At 68.9% G+C, this 18,118-nt stretch carries 15 protein-coding genes; 8 read left to right on the forward strand and 7 right to left on the reverse strand.

Annotated elements, in window-relative coordinates:
* Window positions 1-112: 112 nt before the first annotated feature.
* The gene (locus ACE3TL_RS00005; protein ID WP_374576612.1) at window positions 113-1,102 is read left to right on the forward strand and encodes a DUF5690 family protein; all 990 of its coding nucleotides are present in this window, start codon (window positions 113-115) and stop codon (window positions 1,100-1,102) included.
* A 76-nt stretch (window positions 1,103-1,178) separates the two neighbouring features.
* Here the strand turns inward: ACE3TL_RS00005 and ACE3TL_RS00010 are convergent, their stop codons facing one another.
* Window positions 1,179-2,534: an ATP-binding protein gene (locus ACE3TL_RS00010; protein WP_269629224.1), complete on the reverse strand. Its 1,356-nt coding sequence runs from the start codon at window positions 2,532-2,534 to the stop codon at window positions 1,179-1,181.
* Entirely contained in the window at window positions 2,534-3,187 is a 654-nt protein-coding gene (locus tag ACE3TL_RS00015; protein ID WP_269629355.1) for a response regulator transcription factor, read from the reverse strand. Before ACE3TL_RS00015 ends, ACE3TL_RS00010 begins: the two co-directional genes overlap by 1 nt.
* A 263-nt stretch (window positions 3,188-3,450) precedes the next feature.
* Here ACE3TL_RS00015 and ACE3TL_RS00020 point away from each other — a divergent pair, with 263 nt between their 5' ends.
* Genes ACE3TL_RS00020 through ACE3TL_RS00030 form a run of 3 tightly spaced genes read left to right on the forward strand, consistent with a single transcriptional unit; the run spans window position 3,451 to window position 8,722 of the window.
* On the forward strand, window positions 3,451-4,380 hold the full coding sequence (locus ACE3TL_RS00020; protein ID WP_269629223.1) for an efflux RND transporter periplasmic adaptor subunit: 930 nt from the start codon (window positions 3,451-3,453) through the stop codon (window positions 4,378-4,380).
* A 2-nt stretch (window positions 4,381-4,382) separates the two neighbouring features.
* Complete coding sequence (locus ACE3TL_RS00025) at window positions 4,383-7,466, forward strand: efflux RND transporter permease subunit (protein WP_269629222.1); 3,084 nt, start codon at window positions 4,383-4,385, stop codon at window positions 7,464-7,466.
* A complete protein-coding gene (locus ACE3TL_RS00030; RefSeq protein ID WP_269629221.1) occupies window positions 7,463-8,722 on the forward strand; it encodes a TolC family protein in 1,260 nt (419 codons plus the stop codon). The genes ACE3TL_RS00025 and ACE3TL_RS00030 overlap by 4 nt, the downstream gene beginning before the upstream one ends.
* 210 nt (window positions 8,723-8,932) lie before the next feature.
* On the opposite strand, the gene ACE3TL_RS00035 is transcribed toward ACE3TL_RS00030, so the two are convergent.
* Together ACE3TL_RS00035 and ACE3TL_RS00040 are read right to left on the reverse strand one after the other, a co-directional pair.
* Window positions 8,933-9,379 carry an energy transducer TonB gene (locus tag ACE3TL_RS00035; RefSeq protein WP_374453048.1) on the reverse strand — a complete coding sequence of 149 codons (447 nt, stop codon included), beginning with the start codon at window positions 9,377-9,379 and terminating at the stop codon, window positions 8,933-8,935.
* A 236-nt stretch (window positions 9,380-9,615) separates the two neighbouring features.
* A complete protein-coding gene (locus ACE3TL_RS00040; protein WP_374576613.1) occupies window positions 9,616-11,739 on the reverse strand; it encodes a TonB-dependent receptor in 2,124 nt (707 codons plus the stop codon).
* 989 nt (window positions 11,740-12,728) lie between these two features.
* On the opposite strand from ACE3TL_RS00040, the gene ACE3TL_RS00045 reads away from it, so the two are divergent.
* Window positions 12,729-13,133 (forward strand): OsmC family protein, encoded by a 405-nt coding sequence (locus ACE3TL_RS00045; protein WP_269629220.1) that lies wholly within the window; start codon window positions 12,729-12,731, stop codon window positions 13,131-13,133.
* Window positions 13,134-13,453: 320 nt separating this feature from the next.
* Here ACE3TL_RS00045 and ACE3TL_RS00050 read toward each other — a convergent pair whose 3' ends face one another.
* Complete coding sequence (locus tag ACE3TL_RS00050) at window positions 13,454-14,215, reverse strand: slipin family protein (RefSeq protein WP_374532241.1); 762 nt, start codon at window positions 14,213-14,215, stop codon at window positions 13,454-13,456.
* A gap of 11 nt (window positions 14,216-14,226) precedes the next feature.
* Window positions 14,227-14,664: an NfeD family protein gene (locus ACE3TL_RS00055; protein WP_374576614.1), complete on the reverse strand. Its 438-nt coding sequence runs from the start codon at window positions 14,662-14,664 to the stop codon at window positions 14,227-14,229.
* Window positions 14,665-14,779: 115 nt separating this feature from the next.
* Between ACE3TL_RS00055 and ACE3TL_RS00060 the strand changes: the two genes are divergently transcribed.
* The 3 genes from ACE3TL_RS00060 to ACE3TL_RS00070 all read left to right on the forward strand — a co-directional run bounded on the left by ACE3TL_RS00060 (window position 14,780) and on the right by ACE3TL_RS00070 (window position 17,092).
* Window positions 14,780-15,121, forward strand: a complete 342-nt coding sequence (locus ACE3TL_RS00060; protein WP_374576615.1) for a transposase — start codon at window positions 14,780-14,782, stop codon at window positions 15,119-15,121.
* Complete coding sequence (gene tnpB / locus ACE3TL_RS00065) at window positions 15,118-15,474, forward strand: IS66 family insertion sequence element accessory protein TnpB (protein ID WP_374576616.1); 357 nt, start codon at window positions 15,118-15,120, stop codon at window positions 15,472-15,474. The genes ACE3TL_RS00060 and tnpB overlap by 4 nt, the downstream gene beginning before the upstream one ends.
* 79 nt (window positions 15,475-15,553) lie before the next feature.
* The gene (locus ACE3TL_RS00070) at window positions 15,554-17,092 is read left to right on the forward strand and encodes an IS66 family transposase (RefSeq protein ID WP_374576617.1); all 1,539 of its coding nucleotides are present in this window, start codon (window positions 15,554-15,556) and stop codon (window positions 17,090-17,092) included.
* 31 nt (window positions 17,093-17,123) lie between these two features.
* Here ACE3TL_RS00070 and ACE3TL_RS00075 read toward each other — a convergent pair whose 3' ends face one another.
* Window positions 17,124-17,498: a limonene-1,2-epoxide hydrolase family protein gene (locus ACE3TL_RS00075; RefSeq protein ID WP_374576618.1), complete on the reverse strand. Its 375-nt coding sequence runs from the start codon at window positions 17,496-17,498 to the stop codon at window positions 17,124-17,126.
* Between the last annotated feature and the right edge of the window lie 620 nt (window positions 17,499-18,118).

Genomic DNA, 18,118 nt, shown 5'->3' on the forward strand with positions numbered 1-18,118 from the left:
GCGGCCAAGGGTTTTGGTCTCATCTTCGTTCCTTCGTCACTACGACGAGACCAAAACCCTCCTAAATGCGGCACCCTCAATCTGTCTCATCGGCGCTGACGCCGGACACGCGGTGATACCGGCGCCCTGGAACGTCGCCGCCCTGTTCCTGAACGGCCTGCCGCTGGGCCTGATCTGGGGCCTGGTGTTCGGCTTCATGGAAGGCCGGCGCACCAGCGAGGTCCTGGGGGCGATCCTCTGCGCCAGTTTCATCCTGTCTTCCGGCGTTGTGAAGTCGGTCGGCAAGGCGTTGATGGAGGGCCTGCACGTCAGTCCGTTCTGGATGCCGGCCGCGACGGGCGTGGTCTTCATGCCGCTGCTCGCGCTTTCGGTGCTGGCTCTCGCCCTCCTGCCCTCGCCGAGCGCTGCCGACGAAGCCGAGCGCGTGGCGCGCCGGCCGATGATGGCCAAGGAACGCAAAGCGTTCCTGGCCGCGCACTGGCCGGTGCTGGTGCTGCTCGTCGCCGCCTATGTGCTGCTGACGGCGTTCCGCGACCTGCGCGACAACTTCGCGGCCGAGATCTGGAGCGCCCTTGGTTATGGCGACGCCGCCACGGTGTTCACCGCCAGCGAGGGTCCGGTGGCGGTCCTGTCGCTGGTGACGATGGGCGCGCTGATCGCGGTGAAGGACAACGGCCGCGCCCTGCTGCTTATGCACGGCGTCATCCTGGCGGGTTTCGCCGTCCTTGGTCTCTCGACCCTGGCTTTCCAGCGCGAGTTGCTGTCGCCGATCGCCTGGATGATCGCTGGTGGCGCGGGCCTCTATCTCGCCTACACCCCTTTCAACGCCATGCTGTTCGACCGAATGATCGCTTACTCCGGCACCGTGGCGACCGCGGGTTTCCTGATCTACGTCGCGGACGCCTCCGGCTATCTGGGCAGCGTTGTCCTTCTGCTGGTCCGCAACTTCGCGGCCGTCGACCTTCCATGGCTGCCCTTCTTCGTCGGCGCCGCATATGTGACGAGCCTGGCCGGCGCGGCGCTGGTGGCCGCCGCCGCGCTGGTCCTGCTGCGTAAACGCAGTGACGCGCCCAACCATCCGATCGTTCAGGCAGCTGGCTAGCGGCGCCTCCCCCGACGCTCGCTGAACTGCCGCCTCTCCGCGCAGCCCGGACCCCGAGGGTGCGAAGGTGGCGGCGCTAGGCGTGAACCATCGGGAAGGCCAGGATCAGTCGAAGCCCTCCTTGCGGCGAAGCATCAAGGGTGACTTGGCCCTCGTAGAGGCCGACCAGATCCCTGACGATCGAGAGGCCCAGGCCATGGCCCGGCGTGCGTTCATCAAGCCGCTCTCCCACACCGAAGACATGCTCGTAGCTCTCGGGCGGCAGTCCAGGGCCATCGTCGTCGACGACTATCTCCACGATCTCGCCCCTGCGCCGCACCGAGACCTCGGCGCGAGCGTTCGCCCACTTTCCGGCGTTATCGAGCACGTTTCCGAGAATCTCAGCCAGGTCCTGCGCATCGACCGCGACCGTCGCGTCGGCTTCGTAGGCGACCGCATAGGTGACGCCGCGACGGCCATGCAGGCGACGCATTGCGGCGATGATCGGCTCCAGCGTCCCCTTGACCTCGGCCGCGACGCCCGGGGCGCGCTTGAGCGCGGCGGCGCGGGCCCGGGCGATCTGGTAGTCGATCTGCCGGCGCATGCGCTCACACTGCGCCTCGATCACCTCGGCCGCCTCGTCCTGTCCGGCCCGACGCAGACGCTCAGCCTCGTCCAGCAGGATGGCCAGGGGCGTCTTCAGGGCGTGGGCGAGATTGCCCGCCTGGGTGCGGGCGCGCCGCAGCATCTCGAGATTGCCCTCCAGCAGGGCGTTGAGATCGACCGCCAGGGGACGGACCTCGCTGGGAAGATCCTCGGGCAGGCGGCTGGCCCTGCCCATTCGGACCTCCGACAGCGCCTGCCGCATTCCGCTCAGCGGACGCAGCCCGAACCACACCTGCAGGATCGCCGCGGCGATCAGGCCCAAGGCCACGATGGCGAGCGAGAGAAACAGCGTCCTGTTGAAGTGGGCCAGCACCTCGTCCAGCAGGCGCTGGTCGACCCCGATGCCGATACGCAGCTGCGGCGCGCCCGGCGCTGCGACCGCCCGCTCGACCAGGCGCAGCTGGCCGGAGGGCCCGGTGACAAAGACGTGCCGCTCGGCGCCGGCGGTCGGAAAGGGGCCTGGCAAGGGCAGAGGCCGGCCAGCCAGCGACGGCGAGCCGATCGAAGCCCCGGTCTCGGCCTCGACCCGCCAGTAAAACCCCGAGTCCGCGGGCAGGAAGCGCGGATCGCTAAGCCGCCGATGCAGGAACAGCTTGCCGTCGGGCGCGACGCCCACCAGGACGGCCAGCTCGGCGGCGTGGCCGTGCAGCTCGTCGTCGAACTGCTGCGTCACGTGCGCCTTGAAAAGTTCCGACAGCAGGAAGCCGCTGAGGGCCATGCCGGCGATGATCCAGATGGCGGCCCCGACGAGCAGGCGGGTGCGGAAGCTGGTCCAGAGATGGCGCATCAGATGAACTTGTAGCCCAGCCCGCGGATGGTCCGGATCGCGTCCTTGCCCAGCTTCTTACGCAGCCGCGCCACATAGACCTCGATCGTGTTGGACTCCCGCGTCTCGTCCAGGCTGTAGACATGATCGATCAGCTCGCCCTGCGACACGACGCGGCCGGCCCGATGCATCAGATAGACCAACACCTTCAGCTCGCGCGCCGTCAGCTCAATGGTTTCCTCGCCGCGCTGGACCGTGCCGGCGACAGGATCGAGCACGATGTCGCCACGCCGCATGACGGGCGATGAGCGGCCGGCCGAGCGCCGGGTCAGGGCGCGCAGCCGCGCCACCACCTCTGCGTTCTGGAACGGCTTGCCCAAGTAGTCGTCGGCGCCGGCGTTCAGGCCTTCGACGCGATCGGTCCAGGCATCGCGCGCGGTCAGCACCAGCACGGGGACGTCGCGGCCTTCGCGCCGCCACTGCTTGAGCACCTCCAGGCCCGGCAGGCGTGGCAGGCCGAGGTCGAGGACCACCGCGTCGAAGTCGTTGGTCTGGCCCAGCAGCAGCCCGGTCTCACCGTCGGCGGCGTTCTCCACGACGAAGCCAGCATTGGTCAGCGCCGCGCCAAGGCGGCGGGCGATTTCGGGATCGTCTTCGACGAGCAGGACGCGAATGGGCGGCGGTCTCCCTGGACTGGCTTCCTCTTCTAGCACAGACGGCTGAAGCGAACCTGACTGCGTCTTGTCAGGTCCGTTTCAGCTTCGCTTCAGGATGACTTCAGCCTGGCGGCGCATCGGGGGACGGCTCAAGCCCCGAGGAGTCCATGCCCGCCGTCCGCTCAAGCCTCGCCGCCGCCCTCGCCATGGCCGTCTCGACAACGCCAACGCCAACGTTAGCCGCTGGGCCCTTGACCCTGAGCGCGGCTCAGGAGAAGGCGATGGGCGTCGTGCTGGCCACGGCCAGGCCCGCCTCGGGCGCGCCGCTGGCCGCCGTCCCGGCCACGGTCACCCCGCCGCTGAACGACCGCCGGGTGGTCGCCGCGCCATTCGCCGGAACAGTGCTGCGCGTCCACGTCCTGGAGGGCCAGGCGGTGACGGCCGGCGCGCCGCTGGTGACCTTGTTCAGCCGCGACGCGCTGGCCGTGTCCTCCGAGCTCATCCAGAACCAGGCCGAGCTGCGCGTGGCCGAGGCCGCCGCCCGCCGCACCCGGCAGTTGGCCAACGAGGGCGTCATCGCCGGCGCCCGCGCTGAGGAAGCCCAGGCCCGCGCCGCCCAGGCCCGGGCCATGGTCAACGAGCGCCGCCGCCTGTTGTCGGGCGCCGGCGGCGCGTCGGGCGAATACGTGCTGCGCGCGCCGAGCGCCGGGCGCGTGGCCGCCCTGAACGCCCAACCGGGCGGCGGGCTGGAGGCCATGGCCCCGGCCGTCACCCTCGACCGCGCCGACAGGCTGTGGATCGAGGCGCGGGTTTCGCCCGCCATCGCCCAGAAGCTGAAGATCGGCTATCCCGTGCGGGTCGGCGATACGGCCGGCCGGGTGGTCGCCGTCGGTGCGAGCATCGATCCCAAGACCCGCTCGCTGCCGCTGCGGGCCGAACTGGACAGGGGCGCGGCCCTGGCGCTCGGCCAGACCGTCACCGTCACCTTGCTCGCCCCGGCGCCCGCGGGCGCCCAGGCCGTTCCGCGCGGGGCGCTGGTCCAGGACGCCGCCGGCGCGCGAGTCTTCGTCAAGACCGGCGCGGGCTACGAGGCGCGCGCCGTCGCCGTGGTCGGCGTTGCGGGGACCGAGGCCGTCGTGAGCGGCCTCCCGACCGGCGCGCGGGTCGCCGCATCGGGCGCTGCGCAACTGAAGTCGGCCCTGGGGCGATAGGCATGCGCAAGCTCATCGCCTTCGCCCTGTCGCAGCGGCTGCTGGCCGCGGTGCTGGCGCTCGCCCTGATCGGTCTCGGGATCAACGCGTTCCTGAATCTGCCCGTCGACGCCTTCCCCGACATCTCGCCGACCCAGGTGAAGATCATCCTCAAGGCCCCCGGCATGACGCCCGAGGAGGTCGAGAGCCAGGTCATCGCCCCGTTGGAGATGGAGCTTCTGGGCATCCCCAGGCAGGCCATGCTGCGCTCGACCGCCAAGTACGCGATCGCCGACCTGACCATCGATTTCGCGCCTGGGACTGACGTCTACTGGGCCCGCCAGCAAACTGCAGAGCGCCTCTCCAACGCTCTGGGCGCCCTGCCCGCGGGCGTCAGCGGCGGCCTCTCGCCGATCTCCACGCCCTTGTCCGACGTCTATATGTTCACCATCGAGGGGGAGGGCCTGACGCTCGAGCAGAAGCGCACCCTGCTGGACTGGACCATCCGTCCTGCCCTGCGCGGCCTTCCTGGCGTCGCCGACGTGAATGTCCTGGGCGGACGGGCCAGGACGTTGGAGGTCTCGCCCGACCCCGCCGCCCTCGCCGCCTCGGGCCTGACCTCCCAGGCGCTCATCGACGCCATCCCCGCCTCCAACCGCAACGACGGCTCCGGACGTCTGAGCGAGGGCGAGGAGGCTCTGGTGGTGCGTGTCGCCGGGGCGATCACCAGCCTGGACGACCTGCGCGACACGGTCGTGCCGCTGCCCGGCGGTGGAACCGCCCGGCTCGGCGACCTGGCCGAGGTTCAGGAAGGCGCCCTCACCCGCTATGGCGCGGTCACCCAGAACGGCGAGGCCGAGGCCGCCGAGGCCATCGTCATCGCCCTGCGCGGCGCCGACGCCAAGGCGGTCGTGAGATCGGTCGAGGCGCGCCTGAAGGAGATCGAGCCCTCGCTGCCCAAGGGCGTGAAGGTCAGCCCGTTCTACAACCGCTCGGACCTGATCGAGCGCGCCACCGGCACCGTCAACAAGGCGCTGGTCGAGGCCACGGTGCTGGTCGTCATCCTGCTGCTGCTGTTCCTTGGGGACCTGCGGGCCGCCGCGGTGGTGGCGGTCACCCTGCCGCTGGCGGCGCTGACGACCTTTCTGCTGATGCGCGCGTTCGGGCTCTCGGCGAACCTGATGAGCCTGGGCGGCCTGGCCATCGCCATCGGCATGCTGGTCGATGCGGCGGTCGTCGTGGTCGAGAACACCGTCGAGCGGCTCGACAATCCGAGCATCACCGGCTCGCGGCGCCTGCACGTGATCTACGAGGCCGTGGCCGAGGTGGCCGCGCCGGTCGGTTCGGGCGTGCTGATCATCTGCCTGGTCTTCCTGCCCTTGCTGAGCCTGCAGGGGTTGGAGGGCAAGCTGTTCGCGCCCGTCGCCCTGACCATCGTCTTCGCCCTGGGCTCGTCGCTCCTGCTGTCGTTCACGGTGATACCGGTCCTGGCCTCGCTGCTGCTGAAGGCCCACGCGCACCGCGAATCCTGGATCATGCGCAGGATTGGCCCGTTCTATGAACGCCAGCTGGCCCGCGCCCTGGCCAGGCCCAAGCCCGTGTACGCGGCGGCCGGCGGCGGCATGGTCCTGGCGGCGGTCGCCTACGTCCTGATCGGCAAGAGCTTCATGCCGACCCTGGACGAGGGCGCGATCCTCATGCAGCTGGCCAAGCTGCCCTCGATCAACCTCGACGCCAGCGCCCGCCAGGACCTGGCCGTGCAGCGCGCGATCCTGGCCCAGGTGCCGGAGGTCGAGCGCATCGTCGCCCGCGTCGGCTCCGACGAACTGGGCCTCGATCCCATGGGTCTGAACGAGACCGACAGCTTCCTGGTGCTGGCGGACCGCAAGGACTGGCGCCGGAAGGACAAGGCCTGGCTCACGGAGGAGATCCGCAAGGTCGCCGCCCAGTTCCCCGGCGTGGAGGCCACCTTCACCCAGCCGATCGAGATGCGGGTCTCGGAGATGCTCACCGGCAGCCGGGGCGACCTGGCGGTCAAGGTGTTCGGCCCTGACCTGAAGACGCTCGGCGACCTGGCCGGCCGCATCGAGGAGACCCTGAAGACGACGCGCGGCGCGTCCGACGTCTACACGGTCGCGGGCGACGGCGTGACCTACCTCCAGCTGGACGTCGACCGCGCCGCGGCCGTCCGGGCCGGCCTGTCCGCCGAGGTCCTGCAGCAGGAGTTGCGCGCCCAGCTCGAGGGCGCCCTTGCGGGCGTGGTCTTCGAACAGGGCAAGCGCACGCCGATCCTGGTCAGGGGGCCCCAGGACCTGCGCGAGGATCCGGCGCTGTTCGAGCAGGCCCAGATCGCCACGCCCGACGGCGGCCTGCTGCGGGCCGGCGACGTGGCGCGCATCGAGCGCCGGGAGGGCCCGGTGAAGATCGACCGCGAGAACGCCTCGCGCTTCGCCGTCATCCAGGCCAATGTCCAGGGCCGCGACCTCGTCGGCTTCGTCAAGGAGGCCCAGGCCAACGTCGCGCGCGACGTGCCGCTGCCGGCCGGCTACCGCCTCGCCTGGGGCGGCCAGTTCGAGAACCAGAAGCGCGCGGCCGCCCGCCTTGGGGTGGTGGTGCCGATGGCCCTGGGGCTGATCTTCCTGGTGCTGTTCATCAGCCTGAAATCGACACGGCAATCGCTGCTGATCCTGGCCAACATCCCCTTCGCGATGATCGGCGGGGTCGTGGCCCTGTGGATCTCGGGCGAATATTTGTCGGTGCCGGCATCGGTGGGCCTGATCGCCTTGCTCGGCATCGCGGTGCTGAACGGGCTGGTGCTGGTCACGCATTTCAACGAGCTGGTCCAGCGCGGGCGCGACGTCGCCACCGCCGTGACTGAAGGGGCGCGCCGGCGCCTGCGGCCGGTCCTGATGACCGCCAGCATCACCGCCCTGGGCCTCGTGCCGCTACTGACCGCCACCGGACCGGGCTCGGAGATTCAGCGCCCGCTGGCCATCGTCGTGGTCGGGGGCCTGGTGACCTCGACCCTGCTCACCCTGATCCTGCTGCCCATCCTCTATCGCCGGTTCGGGGTCGAGCGCGGCGCCGCCGTCCTGGAGACTGCATGATGCGCCCCGCCCCCTTGATCGCTCCCCTGTTCGCCCTCCTCCTGCTCGCGCCTGAGGCCACGGCGGCCGAGTCCGGCATGGCTCGCCCAGCCTTCCTGCCGCCGGATCAGAAGATTCTTGAGGTCCTGGAGGGCTCGCCCGCCCTGATGGAGGCGCGCGCCATGCTCGGGGGGGCCCAGGCCCAGGCTCGGATGCTTGCCGTCGGGGAACATGAAACCACCTTCACGGCCGCCTTTGACGACCGCCGCGTGCGCGGCGAGCGAACCTACGGCGAGTGGTCGCTGCAGGCGGCGCGGGGCGTTCGCATGCCCGCCAAGGCGGCCCTCGATCGCGCCGCCGGCGAGGCGGGCGTTAAGGCCGCCCATAACAGCGTCGACGACGCCCGCCACCAGGCCTCGCTCGATCTCGCCGAACGCTATCTGAACTGGGCCGAGGCCGCCGAGTCCCGCGCCGTCGACGCCGAGGAGCTCGAAGTCTACGGACGCGAGGTTCGCGCCTTGGCGCGCCGCGTCGAGCTTCAGGACGCCGCCCTCCTCGATCTGGAGCAGGCCCAGGGCGCGGAGGCCCGCGCCCGCGCCGCGCTCGCGCGCTCGCAGGGCGCCGAGCGGACCGCCCGCGCCGAGCTGGAGGCCCGCTACCCAGGCCTGGCGCCTGACGCCGCGCCGCTGACGCCCGCGCCGGCGGCGCCCGCGCGCCCGCTCGCCGAGTGGAGCGATCTGATCGTCCAGCGCAGCCATGAGGTCGTCATCGCCCGCGCGCTTGCCGATCGGGAACGCTTCCTAGCGCGCAGGTTCAGCCAGGACCGCGTGCCCGACCCCGTCATCGGCGTGCGCACTTTCAGCGAACGCGGCGGCGAGGAAAGCGGCGTCGGCGTCTTCATCTCCGCCCCGTTCGGCGGCGCCCGCCGTAGCGCCGCGGCGGACCAGCAGTCGGCGCTCGCCTCGGCCGCCGAGGCGCGATACGCCATGACCGCCCGCGAGGTGCGCGCCACCGCCCATTCCGACGTCATCGCCGCCTCGGCCGCCCTCGACGCCTGGCGGGACGCGGCCCTGGCGCTCGGCGCGGCCCAACAGGCCTCGCGCCGGGTCTCCCGCGCCTACGAGCTGGGCGAGCGCGATCTCTCGGACCGCCTGCTGGCTGAACGCCAGACCTACGAGGCGCGCCGCATCGAGCTGGCCGCCCGCTCCGTGGCCCATCGCGCGCTGCTCAAGCTCGCTCTCGACGCCCACGAACTGTGGTTGGCGGACGAGGACTGACGATTTACCGGCGCGCCGTGCTTCAAATCGCTACAGGTGGACGCTCCAGTTGGGGGTTGAAGCGCCACGTCGGCCCACGGCCCAGCCCATCTCGTCGGCGTCACCGCGAGCCACGCCATCGTGCTGACCTTCCCGCCGGTCGCTCTCCGGAGAGACCGGGATTTCGCCCCGACAGGCCGCCTTTCGCAGGGTCCAAGGCGTCGCGGCGCCTCATCGTCCCCTCGCGCCTTGGGCTCGTGCGGCCTCAATTGGAACCTCGAACACCAGATCAGCGCGGGCTGTCCCAGCCGGCGGCGACGGAAGGGGCGCGGCCGCGCGAACCGACGCTAGGCAGGCTCTGTCGAACGCCGGGCGACCGCTGGAGCGCGCAAGTCGCACGAAGAGCACGCCGCCGGTCTCATCGAGCCCGAACATCACCCTCGCCGACCCTGTTCCCGGGGGAGCCGAAGGCGCATGCGTCGCCAGATGGGTCCACACGCGCCGCCGGTAGTCATCGAGCGAGGGGCTCGCAGGTCTGGCGTCGGCGCCATCATCAGTCGGGATGACCGCAACTGGCGGGCCCATTGGAGCCACGGCTTTCGCCGTGGGTCCGGTGAGGCTCGCTGGGACCAGGGACGGATCCGGCGTCGGAGTTGGGCCGGCCGCCGACCTCGCCATGGCAAGGCCCGTCGGGGCGGGCCGGGTTTGGGCTGGCTCGGTTTGAGCGGGCAAGGCTGGCGCAGGCGGCCTTTGCGCCAAAGCCGGCGCCGCAACCAGCTGGACGACCAGGATTTGCCGCGCCGCAGGCTCGGCCGGCGGCCCATGGGTCGCTGCCACCCACGCCGCGGCGTGCAAGATGGTCGAGGCGCTGATCGCCCCGGCCAGTCGGAGATCGATATGGCGGCGCCTCAAGCTCAGAACGCATAGGCCAGATTGAGGTTGATCGACCGCCCCAGCCCCGGCAGGGGATGGATCGGGGGGACGCCGCCCTCGGCCTTGAAGTCTCCGAACGACACGCCTCCGAGCGGCAGATCGTAGGAGGCGTCAAGCAGGTTCTCGACGGCGAGATCCACCCGCACACGCTCGCCCTTCCAGCCAGAGCGCAGGCTGAGCAGGGCATAGGCGGCGGTCATCGGCTCGCGGCGCAGTGCGTTCACCGCGTCCTTCTCACCGACGAGCTCCAACTCAGCCTGGTTGGTCCAGCGCCCTTTCACCTGCTCCACGCCCAGCCGAAGCGTAAGCGGGGTCATGTGATAGAGACTGTCGCCGCTGTCGCGGTTCTCACCCTCGACCCACGACAGCCCCCCCGTAAAGGTCCCTCGCCCGAACGCCGAGGTGTCCCAGAGCTGCGCGTGACCGCTTGCGTCGAAGCCATAGATCCGGGCGTCCACATTGGTGAAGCGAAGCTGCACAAAGCCCTTGGCCAGGTCCGCCAGTTTCACGGCGTCGATGAAGTGCTCGACACGCGAATCGTAGGCGCTGAGCGTCAGGCCGCGCCTTCCGTCCAAACTGGCGAACTTAACCGTCGCAGCCAGATTGTGCGCCACCTCAGGCTCAAGATCAGGATCGCCGACATAGGCGTTGGCGTCGCCGGCGAAGGACGTCATTGAGCTCGACATCATCCCCATGCCCCAGGCGTAGCGCTCGTAGATCGTGGGGCTGCGCGTTTTGCGAGCGTAGCCGAACTCGACACTTGTCGTATCATTCGCCCGCCAGATCGCCTTGGCTGTGACATCCACATTGTCATCGGCACGGCCCCGGTCGCGGGCGTTGAAGGCGAGCGCGGCCTTGGCGTCGGCCATGTTCATCATGCCGCCCCAGGCATAGGGCTGAACCGGACCGGCGTCCGTCTCGACATGCTCGACACGCGCGCCGAGCAGGGTGGTCCATTGCGCCGAACGCCTTCCTTCCCACTCCGCCCAGAGTCCCGTCCGTTCCCGACGGCCGTTCTTGATGTTCCAATAGGTCTGCGGCCCCATCATCGCGCTGCCCGCCACGGGGGGCCACCAGTCGTCGACGTCGGCACGATGGGCCTCGCCCCCGACGCGCAGCGCTCCGCCGTCGTTCAGCGGCATGCTTGCCGCCAGGGAGGCGCTAAGATCGCGTCCCTGAGTGTTCATCGGCATGCCGCCGGCGGCCGATCCGCCCTTGTCGCTCAGGAAGTTCATCTCGTGGTCGACCGAGCGCCACGACGCCTTGGCCGTCACTTCACCCCAGCCGTAGGTCCCGTCGTAGCGAAGATCAGCAAAGCTGCTGTCGTTCTCGGTCAGGTCCATGCGCTGGGTGGGAAACCCCTCGTATGGGGAGAAGTGCTTGCCGGCGCGCAGGCTGAGCACGCCCTGGTCGGTCAACAGCGCAAGCGTCAGCGCCTGGTCGTATGCCTCGTACAGGGTCGAGCGGACGCGCCGCCCCCCGCCCGTCTTGTAGTTGCCCGCGCGGTTCCAGGCGCCCTCGTAGCCAATGCTGTACCGCTCTCCTGCGACCGAGGCTTGGACGGTCGCGCCGACGGCGTCGGCGACGCTACGATAGCTGGCGCCGACCTCGCCGGTCACGAGCAGGCCCTTGCCCTCGGTGGCGAAGGTTGGCGCCCGCGTGGTCACGGCAATGACGCCGGCGATGTTGTCCCCGCCGGCGCTGACCGGCGAGAGGGTCGGCAAGATGGAGATGCCCTCCACCCGTCCAGGCAGGATGTAGGAGCCGGGGGGATTCATATTGTTGGGGCAGAAGGTGGTGATCTCGACGCCATCGACCGTCACCAGAACCCGGCTATCGGCCAGCCCCCGCATCACCGGAAGGCTGGATATGCCGCCATTGGCGGAGACAGCCATGCCCGGCTCACCCGCGATCAGCGACATGGTGTCGGCCGAGCCGGCGGCGCGCCGCGCGAGCGTCTCGCCGGTCAGCTCGATCTGGCTCGGCGATCTGGACGCGCTGGCGTCCTCTGACGCCGCGCGGGCTTGAATGGGGGGGAGCGCGGTTGCGGGCTGGGCCTGGGCGGAAAGCGGGGTAGCGAGGGCGGCGACGCAGGCGCCAGCCATGAGCACGGCCGTACGGCCGTTGAACGAACGAGACATGAAATGAGCCTTAGATCTGATGCACATGCGCGCGAGCCGTCGCTGTTGCGCGCGGGAGTTCGGCGGGGTCAGATCTGAAGCGGGGGTCCGGTGGCCGGCGGCGGCGGCGCGGCAAGTCCGCGGCCGGGCGTTGTCTGGGGCTCAACGACTATGGATTGCCGGATCCAAGTCCAGTGCGCTGTCGCAAAGAGCATCGGGGCCTGGGCAGCGAAAGCGCCGCCGAAGCCCGAAAACGCGCAAGGACTATCGCCCCTCTGATCGCCGGGTTGGTCAATCGGGGCGTGCGGCTGAGGCGAAACGACCTGGCCCGCCTCATCAATGATTACGGTCTGCGCACCCTGCGAGGTGCAGAGCACAATCGGAATTGTCCCCGAAGGCGCGGTCGTGGCCACCATGTAGCCATGCGGGACGAAGACGCGCAGGGCGATGGCCATGCACGCCAGCACCAGCGCGATGGCTGGCGTCCTGAGGCCTGTTGTGCGCGAGCCCGACATTGCAGCGCCTACTAATGCCTAGGCCGCGAAAGTCCACCCTGACGCCTGCGGCCGGGCGCAATTGTCCCATTCAGGGGCTCGGCGCCGAGGTGCGATCACACGGCGTCGCCTGACGTCTGGGCGGACCGGACACTCGCTCAGGCGCTAGGTTCTAGAAGCGGCGCCAGGGCCGCTCGGCGACTGGCGCATCTGCGGCGCCCTTTTCCATACATCGTCGAACACAATGGCGCTCGCCGGGCCGCCGACGATGAAGGGCGCGAGGCCGATCAAGGCATGACGAGGCCCGTTTGTTCCCATGAGGCGCTAGCGGCCATGCCCGAGGCGCGCCCTTGCACGAGCAGTGGCTCCTGACGACAACCTGATCGAGGTCTATGCTCGTCTGACGGAACAGCAGCTCCTCGAAAAGCCGACGGACGAACCGCCGGTATTCCTCGTCCCCGGCACAGCTTGAGGTCTCCGATGCTTGAGTACCACGTCACCGCGCGACGACAGGATCAACACGGCAGCCTCGCCGCCTGCAAGGGGGCCGAAATCGTCTTGGATACGGACGTGAACGGACGCCCCGACGCCTTCAATCCGGCCGAGCTTTTTCTAGCTTCAATCGCCGCCTGCATGATCAAGGGTATCGAGCGCGCGACGCCGATGCTCAACTTCGATCTCCGAGGGGTGGAGGTCAGGCTGCATGGGGTCCGGCAGGACGCCCCGCCCATGATGGTTTCGGTCGACTACGAGCTGATCATAGACACAGACGAGAGCGATCAACGCCTTGAGCTGCTGCATAAGAATGTCCGCAAGTACGGCACGATCTCCAACACCGTGGCGCAGTCGAGCAGACTTGAGGGTTTCATCAAACGCAAAGCCTGACTGGCCCCATCGCCGCCCTGGACGCCAGCGCCCCGCACTTTCGGGCGCCCGACGTCTCTGGCGGTCAGCCTGCGGACCGCAGGGCGAGAAGGAAGGCTCCAAGGGGCTGGAAAGTCTCGAAAGCCCCCAGGCTGGAGAAAGGTGGACGAACTCGCGAGTACGCCTACGGCTGCAAAGGCGCCGCTCGACGCCGCGGCCACGCAGCCGCCGGGAAGATCTGACACCAGACGCCGTACGGCTGCAGGCGAGGTTCGAACTGCCGTAGGCGGCTCAAGCTCCAGGCAGACCGGTCCTCTTGGTGATCGCTTCCCGCGCGCCCCTCATCGTTTCGCGCCAAGCGCCGATAACATCGGTCCGGCATCAAGCGGGAACGGGAAGACGATGGTGTTGCTGCGGTCGTTGGCGATCACCGAGAGCGCGCTGAGGTAGCGCAATTGCATGGCCTCGGGCTTCTGGCCGAGGATCAGCGCGGCTTCGTAGATCTTCTGCGCGGCCTGCTGTTCACCCTCGGCGCTGATAACCTTGGCGCGTCGCTCCCGTTCGGCCTCGGCCTGGCGGGCGATGACGCGGACCATGCTCTCGTCGATGTCGACGTGCTTGATCTCGACATTGGCCACCTTGATGCCCCAGGCGTCGGTCTGCGCGTCGAGAATCTCCTGGATGTCATTATTGAGCCTGTCGCGCTCGGCCAGCATTTCGTCGAGGTCGTGCTTGCCGAGCACAGAACGCAGGGTGGTCTGGGCCAGCTGGCTGGTGGCCTGCATGTAGTCTTCGACCTGGATGGTCGCGCGCTCCGGGTCGACGACGCGGAAATAGAGCACGGCGTTGACCTTCACCGACACGTTGTCGCGAGAGATGACGTCCTGGGCGGGGACATCGAGCACCATGGTGCGCAGATCGACGCGGACCATCTGCTGCACGAACGGGACGAGCAGAATAAGGCCCGGGCCCTTGACCCCGGTGAAGCGACCCAAGGTGAAGACCACGCCGCGAACATACTCACGGAGAATCCTGATCGCCGCGGCAAGCACGACGAGCAGCAGGATGACTATAGGGGCGTAGATGGCGAGGCTGGCCAGCATCGGAAGACTCCTCAACTAGGGGGATCGCCGCTCTCGTCCGGCGTCACGGTAAGGGTGAGATCGTGGATCGCCAGCGTCCGCACCCGATCGCCAGGCGCCAGCGGCGCATGCGAGACCGCGCGCCACCGCTCGCTGTGGGTGAAGACGTGGCCAGACCCATTCTCCCAATCGAGAACTCGGCCAAGAGCGCCCAGCATCTCCTCGCGCCCGCTCACCACGGCGCGACGGCGCGAGGCCAGGGCTAGCCTCAAGACCAGCAAGCTGAACGCGAGGCTCACCGCCCCAAGAGCGGCGATCAGCGGCAGCGAGACGCCAAAGCCAGGCGCCTCGGTGTCGATGAGGATCATGCCGCCAAGCAGGAAGGCCGCCACACCGCCGATGCCGAGCACGCCAAAGGATGGCGCGAAGGCCTCGGCGACCATCAGGCCGAAGAGCGTCGCCGCCGCCAATTCTTCAAACGTAAGCGGAGCCCGGACCCCACCTTTCAGTGGATGACGTGATCGCGGAGACTCCAGGCCGGTCTGGCTTGGTGTGGTGATGATGCCTAGTGACGATGTGCTGACGATGCCTGTGGCGCGTCGGATCGAGGTGTTTACGGGCGTGGGCCAGCGGCGGCGCTGGAGCGCTGAGGCGAAGGCGCAGATCGTGGCGGAGAGCTACGCGGCCAGCGTCGGCGAGGTCGCCGATCGATACAGCTTGTCCAAGACGCAGGTGTTTACCTGGCGGCGTGATGCGCGCCAGTTGGCCTTCGCCCAGGTCATGGTGGAAGATCCAGGATCGGGGTGCGCAGACGCGGCGGACGGCGCCATCGAGATCGAGATGGCGGGCGCTCGCGTGCGGATCGGCCGCGAGGCCGACGCACGGATGGCGGTTGCGGTGATCGGCGCCTTGCGGGTTGGACGGTGATTGGTCCGAGCGGCGCGGTCCGGGTGCTGGTGGCCGCCCACCCGGTGGATTTCCGTAAAGGCGCGGAGGGGTTGGCGGGGTTGGTGCGTGAGCAGATGGCCGCCGATCCGTTCTCCGGCGCGGTCTATGTGTTCCGCGCCAAGCGCGCCGATCGGATCAAGCTGGTCTACTGGGACGGCACGGGGCTGTGCCTGTTCGCCAAGCGGTTGGAGGATGGAGAGTTCCGCTGGCCCAAGATCCAGGACGGGGTGATACGGCTCACCTCCGCCCAGCTTGGAGCCTTGCTGGAAGGGCTGGACTGGCGGCGGGTGCACCAAGCCAGACGGCCCCGGACGCCGCTCGCCGCGGGATGAGGATCTGGCCTGCGGCGAGATGACTCAGGCCGCACGCGGGGGCGCCTCAAGGCGCGTTTGATGTGCTGTAATCCTGACCATGACGGGCCTGGCCGATGCTCTGCCGAAGGATGTCGAAGCGCTCCAGGCGCTGATCCTGGCCGAGCGCGTCGCCCACGCCGCCGAGGCCGAGCGGCTTCGCCAGATCATCAAGGAGATGCAGCGCCACCGCTTCGGCCGCCGGGCCGAGACCCTGCCGATCGACCAGCTGGAGCTGGCGTTGGAGGACGTCCAGCAGGAGGAAGCGGCGCAGGCTGCTGGCGTCGAAGCGCAAGATCCACCGCGCCGCGCCGAGCGGGCCGCCAAGCGCCGGTCTAACCGCGGCTCACTGCCCGAGCACCTGCCGAGGATCGAGATGCTCGTCGATATCGACGACAAGACCTGTCCCTGCTGCGCCGGCGCCCTGCACGCGATCGGCGAGGACCGCGCCGAGCGGCTCGACATCGTGCCGGCCCAGCTGCGCGTGCTGGTGGTGCGGCGGCCCAAGTACGCCTGCCGGGCCTGTGAGGACGTGGTGGTCCAGGCGTCGGCGCCGGCCCGGCTGATCGAGGGCGGCCTCCCCACCGAGGCCACGGTCGCCCACGTGGTGGTGGCTAAGTACGCCGATCACCTGCCGCTCTATCGCCAAGCTCAGATCTACGCCCGCCAGGGGATCAAGCTCGATCGCTCGACCCTCGCCGACTGGACCGGGCGGGCGGCCTTCCTGCTCCGGCCGGTCCACGCGCACCTGCTGCAAACGCTCCGACGATCCTCCAAGCTGTTCGCCGACGAGACCACGGCCCCGGTGCTCGATCCCGGACGCGGGCGGACCAAGACCGGGCAGCTCTGGGCCTATGCGCGGGACGACCGACCCTGGGGCGGGTCTGGTCCGCCGGCCGTGGCCTATGTCTATGCGCCCGACCGCAAGGCCGAGCGGCCGATGGCTCACCTGGCCGGCTTCACCGGGGTACTGCAGATCGATGGCTATGGCGGCTACCGGCCGCTCGCCGAGCAGGGCCAGGTTCAGCTCGCCTTCTGCTGGGCCCACGTCCGTCGGCGGTTCTATGAGCTGGCGGTCGCCGGCCCGGCGCCGATCGCCACCGAGGCGCTGGCGCAGATCAAGGCGCTCTACGCCGTCGAGGCCGAGATCTGCGGCCTCGAGCCCGCCGCCCGCCGCGCCATCCGCCAGGCGAAAAGCTGTCCGCTGGTCGAGGCGATGGAGCCCTGGCTGCGCGCCAAGCTCGCGACCATCAGCCAGAAGACCAAGCTCGCAGAGGCCATCCGCTACGCGCTCGCGCGCTGGGTGGGGCTGACGCTCTTCCTCGAAGACGGCCGCATCGAGCTCGACAACAACACCGTCGAGCGCGCCATCCGACCGCTGGCGCTCACCCGCAAGAATAGCCTCTTCGCCGGCTCCGACGGCGGCGCCGAGCACTGGGCCATCCTCGCCTCGCTCATCGAGACCGCCAAGCTCAACGACATCGATCCGCAGGCCTACATCGCCAGCGTCATCACCCGCATCGTCGCAGGCCACCCGCAGAGTCAGATCGACGAGTTAATGCCCTGGAACAATGTCACCTTGTCGCCCGAGGCAGACTGAGCACGGCGCCTATGTACGGCGCTCGGCCCTATCAATCCCGCAGTGCGGACACGTAGGTCCCAATGTCGAAGTAATCCCGCCAGACCTTGATGCGACCGTTTTGCATCTCAAAGACGCCACAGCAGGGAAGGTTGACGGGCCTGCTCCCAACTACAGTCCGATCCAGGCGTTCGGCAAAAACGATGTTGCCGTTGGACATGAGGTTAAGCACGTCCCACTCGGTCGAGCGCCAGTCCTTCAGAAAAGCGGATATAAAGGGGCGAAGGGCCTCATGCCCCGTCACCGGCTTCGTTGGCATATTGTGGTAAGTCCCGTCCTCGCAGAAGTATTGAACCAATTCCTCAACATCCAGTCGCGACCACGCGGCGATGAAGTCCCGAATGATCTGTTCATTGTTCGCAACCATGTTTCCCCCTCTTCACTGACCAAGCGCCGTTCCGTCGCTCTCAACCGAACCGCCGCATCGTCCGTTTTCGGTGTCCCAAGCGCAAGGGCCACGCTGTGTGTCAGGAACGGCGCTTCCTGAGCAACGGCCGAGGTGGTGCGGGAACGACGCTTACCTTCAAACGTCTTGATCGCGCGAATGCGGCGGCCGCAAACCGCCTGCCCCCCGATCATGGGGATCGCGCCGGCAAGGTCCATGATCGTCGCGCCCACGATCTGCGCGCCCACAGTCTCGGCGCCCATAGTCTCCGCGCCCAGGTCGGCAGTCTCTCTGGTCCCCAGTTCCGACCGCTTGAGCACCGGGCGAGGCTCCCAGATCCGCCCGCCAAAGCCGAGCAACGAACACCCCACGACCGGCGGCCCCGATGAACCGGAGCCCACGACCCCGGAATAGTCCCGGAGCCGACGAAGGCCGCACCGATTTTCGCCCTTTGATCAGCCACTTAGCTAAACCGCCAAGCGATGCTAGGGCGCTTGGGTCGTTGACGGAGAAGGCGTCCTCGCCCAGGTCAGGCAGCACATGCGGCGGCCCCGGACAATCCACAAGGTCGCACCTGCGCGCCTTGGCGGCCGGGCGCCGGG

The organism is Phenylobacterium sp. (genome assembly GCF_041920015.1).
Taxonomy (GTDB): Bacteria; Pseudomonadota; Alphaproteobacteria; order Caulobacterales; family Caulobacteraceae; genus Phenylobacterium.

Bases quoted from the DNA above. Each gene is read 5' to 3' on its own strand.
- ACE3TL_RS00010 (WP_269629224.1), bottom strand. From the start codon at position 2,534: ATGCGCCATCTCTGGACCAGCTTCCGCACCCGCCTGCTCGTCGGGGCC.
- ACE3TL_RS00020 (WP_269629223.1), top strand. From the start codon at position 3,451: ATGGGCGTCGTGCTGGCCACGGCCAGGCCCGCCTCGGGCGCGCCGCTG.
- ACE3TL_RS00025 (WP_269629222.1), top strand. From the start codon at position 4,383: ATGCGCAAGCTCATCGCCTTCGCCCTGTCGCAGCGGCTGCTGGCCGCG.
- ACE3TL_RS00030 (WP_269629221.1), top strand. From the start codon at position 7,463: ATGATGCGCCCCGCCCCCTTGATCGCTCCCCTGTTCGCCCTCCTCCTG.
- ACE3TL_RS00035 (WP_374453048.1), bottom strand. From the start codon at position 9,379: ATGGCGAGGTCGGCGGCCGGCCCAACTCCGACGCCGGATCCGTCCCTG.
- ACE3TL_RS00040 (WP_374576613.1), bottom strand. From the start codon at position 11,739: ATGGCTGGCGCCTGCGTCGCCGCCCTCGCTACCCCGCTTTCCGCCCAG.
- ACE3TL_RS00045 (WP_269629220.1), top strand. From the start codon at position 12,729: ATGCTTGAGTACCACGTCACCGCGCGACGACAGGATCAACACGGCAGC.
- ACE3TL_RS00050 (WP_374532241.1), bottom strand. From the start codon at position 14,215: ATGCTGGCCAGCCTCGCCATCTACGCCCCTATAGTCATCCTGCTGCTC.
- ACE3TL_RS00060 (WP_374576615.1), top strand. From the start codon at position 14,780: ATGCCTGTGGCGCGTCGGATCGAGGTGTTTACGGGCGTGGGCCAGCGG.
- ACE3TL_RS00070 (WP_374576617.1), top strand. From the start codon at position 15,554: ATGACGGGCCTGGCCGATGCTCTGCCGAAGGATGTCGAAGCGCTCCAG.
- ACE3TL_RS00075 (WP_374576618.1), bottom strand. From the start codon at position 17,498: ATGGTTGCGAACAATGAACAGATCATTCGGGACTTCATCGCCGCGTGG.